1 protein-coding gene is annotated in these 1,365 nt (G+C 37.7%); it reads right to left on the bottom strand.

Annotated features, from left to right (window positions below; translation table 11 throughout):
• Positions 1–128 precede the first annotated feature (128 nt).
• Positions 129–1,291 (bottom strand): IS3 family transposase gene (locus tag IGI96_RS19695; RefSeq protein WP_438785398.1). Its coding sequence is split into 2 segments (ribosomal slippage): positions 129–1,015 and positions 1,015–1,291, totalling 1,164 coding nucleotides; the frame shifts between segments, so codons are not numbered across the junction.
• Positions 1,292–1,365: the final 74 nt, after the last annotated feature.

The raw sequence follows: 1,365 nt of genomic DNA, 5'->3' as shown, positions 1-1,365 counted from the left end.
TGGAATGGCAACAGTTTTTTTGACAAATTTTATAAGGTGCAGAACTTCCTTCCGTATGCTATTCCGATTGTCCTTGACAATGAGCCTCCTCGGATGTGACGATCTTCGGCAGGAGCTAACAGTTAAAGTTAGACTGCCTCGCTAGCGTTAGCACATCCGAGCTCATTATCAAGGATTCGCTGCGCCAATCTCTGGTTACGGTAACCAACCGGTGTCTCGTAGCCAAGTGTACCGTGCAACCGAAGGTGGTTCCACCAATTGACATAGTCAAATAACTCCAAATCCAATTGTTGTAAGGTTTCAAATGTGTATTGATAGACAAATTCTACTTTCAACGACTTATAAGTTGATTCAGCTACGGCATTATCAAAAGGACAGCCTTTATGACTCAATGATCGATTGATGTCAAAAGTTGTTAATAATTCATCAATAGCTTGGTTATCAAACTCTTTTCCACGATCAGTATGAAAAATCTCAACCTCTGTCAGAGGTTGTTTGATACGGCTAAATGCTTTTTTTACTAGAATGGCATCTTTATGTTCTCCACAAGAATAGCCGAGAATTTCTCGATTGAACAGATCCAAAATGAAACAGATATAATTCCATTTTTTCCCGACTCGTACATAAGTCAAGTCTGTTACGATCGCTTCTAATGGGTTGTCTCTTAAGAATTTACGATTCAATACGTTTGTCGTTTTGGCTTCATTGCAAGTAGAATGATGTACTTTAAAATAAGCAACAGTATAGCTCGATTTTAATCCTCTATTTTTCATGATTCTACTAATTTTTCGTCGGCTGATCCGAATGCCTCGTTTTGATAAGGCTTTTTTTATTTTTCTTGAGCCGTAGGCCTTTCGGCTGCGGATAAATTCTTCAGCGACTACTTCTTCAAGTTCTGATTCGTCTTTCTTTGGTTTTGATTGATAATAATAGGACTGACGTGATAGACCTAATATTCTGCACATCGCTGATATAGGGTAAAGATGCTTATTCGCATCGATTACTTGTCTCTTCGTCCGAATATCAGCGCTGCTTGCTTTAAAATATCATTTTCCATTTCTAATTGCTGGTTTCTTTTACGTAGTTCTAACAATTCTTTTTGTTCAGGCGTAAGATTATCTTTTCCTTTGAATGAACCACTCGTTTTAGATTGCTTTACCCATTTGTCAAATGCTGAAGCCGTTAGTTCATATTCTCGAATGATTTCTACACGTGGCTTTCCAGCTAAGTAAAGATTGACGATTTGTTGCTTGAATTCTTGTGAAAAAGTTCTTCGTGTTCTCTTAGACATAAAAATTCCTCCTGGTATGTTTTCTTCTAGTCTACACACCTTAATTTTTCTGTCTAGTTAATTGTAGCCTATCC

Source organism: Enterococcus sp. DIV0421, assembly GCF_051713745.1.
Lineage (GTDB): Bacteria > Bacillota > Bacilli > Lactobacillales > Enterococcaceae > Enterococcus_D > Enterococcus_D casseliflavus.
The sequence above is the reverse complement of the archived record's forward strand: the minus strand, read 5'-3'. Positions and strand labels throughout refer to the sequence as shown.